At 64.0% G+C, this 1,726-nt stretch carries 2 protein-coding genes; one reads left to right on the top strand and one right to left on the bottom strand.

Annotated features, from left to right (window positions below; genetic code table 11):
• The first annotated feature begins 645 nt into the window (after window positions 1-645).
• Window positions 646-924: a hypothetical protein gene (locus NON22_RS23885; protein ID WP_257389483.1), complete on the top strand. Its 279-nt coding sequence runs from the start codon at window positions 646-648 to the stop codon at window positions 922-924.
• A 113-nt stretch (window positions 925-1,037) separates the two neighbouring features.
• Here NON22_RS23885 and NON22_RS23880 read toward each other — a convergent pair.
• Window positions 1,038-1,726: integrase core domain-containing protein (locus NON22_RS23880; RefSeq protein WP_257389482.1), on the bottom strand; the 689-nt coding region annotated here is incomplete at its 5' end.

Genomic DNA, 1,726 nt, shown 5'->3' with positions numbered 1-1,726 from the left:
CCGCTTGCGCTTGCTCGCGTACTCCCCGTCGCCAAAGCTCATCTGGTCCATCGCGCGCGGTCCTCGTCGGGTAGTGGCACTATCTCAGCACAATGGGGCGGACTTGTTCAGACCTTCCCTAGTAAAGATCGGGGCTATCCGCGAAGACTCCGAAGACTGAAGATTTTTGGGACAGCGTGGTCAAGCCCATTTTGAGAGGCTACTGATTTATCTCAATTCGGCCGAGCCATATGCTGGACTGAGTCTGTCCGCCAATAAGCGACATATCCGCCCCCTTGACGCCGCCCGCCACCAAGTAAACAATCCGCACGTTGCCGCCAATTCGGCAACCGGGCTTGGCAGCCCGAAAGCACGACGCACACAGCGTCGCACCGAAGGTCGGCGTTTTTTTATGCCCGAATTTCGTGTGATGCCGTCTGCCGCTTTCTGGCGGCGGTGTGCGGGGAGCCGCAAGGCTCGCCGGTCTTCGTGCCCGGTCTGCCAACCCGCACACCGTTCGCCACCCTTTCTCACCGTTCCGGGTGGCGACTCCACGCAAAGGGAGTTGTCCATGGATAGTCGGTATGCGTTCTGCGGCACCGGTCTGAGTTCCGGTCATCTTGCCCGCATCGGCGGCGTCGTTGCCTCGTCACGGAGGCCCACGCCATGACCCGTCAAGGTTCGTTCTTTCCGCTGCGCCGCGACGTCGCCACCGCCGAGCCGGTGATGTTCGCCTACGTGCTCGATACGCCGGCGCAGCGCGAGGCGTTGCAGGAAGAAATGCTCGACCGCATCGCGGCGATCCAGGCGCTCAGCGAGACGGTCGCGTCGGCGCAGCTCGAAGCGATCGATTCGCGCTCGCATGGCGGCGTTCTCGATGCGCTGGCGATCCTGTCGCGCGACGTGCGCGGGCTCATGGAAGCGCGGTTCCATCCGGGGCCGTAAGCCCCGATTGGCCGAAACCGTTGCCGGAGCGGCGCCGCGCCGCTCCGGCGTTTGCCACGACACGGGCGGCGCGCGTCAAGGTAGTTGTCGCCTGATGTGTATTCCTAGCGAAGCTATGTGGCCGCCTTTTTCGGGCAGAGCGCCAAGTTGCCGGAACGCTCGGGGTTGAGCGTCACAACGTCGGTCGGCGTCCAGTCGCGCGTAGTCCCGCTCCAGCGTCGTGGATGTCGATCGCGCGCGGCTTGGTAGAGCGCATCGCGGCTATGTAGCAGCGCGCGATCGTGACCGGCATGGCGCTGTGCAGGAGCGACGAAGCCGATGCCGCTGTGCCGATGGTCGGTGTTGTACCAGCGGACAAAGTCCGAAGCCCAGCGCCGCGCCTGATCCAGATCGGTGAAGCCGCCGACGGGATAACCCGGCCGGTACTTGGCGGTACGGAATAGCGACTCGACGTAGGCGTTGTCATCGCTGACCCGCGGACGCGAATACGACGGAGCGATACCCAGCCAGTGAAGCATGGCCAGCACGGTCGTGGCTTTGAGGCTCGCACCGTTGTCGCCGTGGAGTACGGGCTTCTGCCCGGCGGCATGCACGCCCTCGGCCAGCGCGGTCCGCTTGAGCAGGTGCGCAGCGTGTTCACCAGACTCGACCTCGTGCACTTCGTGTCCGACGATTTTGCGGCTGAACCGCCCCGGCTTTTCCGGAGGCTCTTTCCTTTGAGAGGATGGAGCCATGAAGAAGAAGTCAGAGAGACACTCTCCGGAAGTGCGGGAGCGAGCGGTTCGGATGGTGCTGGAGCACC

The organism is Tahibacter caeni (assembly GCF_024609805.1).
Classification (GTDB): Bacteria; Pseudomonadota; Gammaproteobacteria; order Xanthomonadales; family Rhodanobacteraceae; genus Tahibacter; species Tahibacter caeni.
The sequence above is the reverse complement of the archived record's forward strand: the minus strand, read 5'-3'. Positions and strand labels throughout refer to the sequence as shown.

Coding starts and splice junctions, on each gene's coding strand:
- NON22_RS23885 (WP_257389483.1), top strand. CDS start 646: ATGACCCGTCAAGGTTCGTTCTTTCCGCTGCGCCGCGACGTCGCCACC.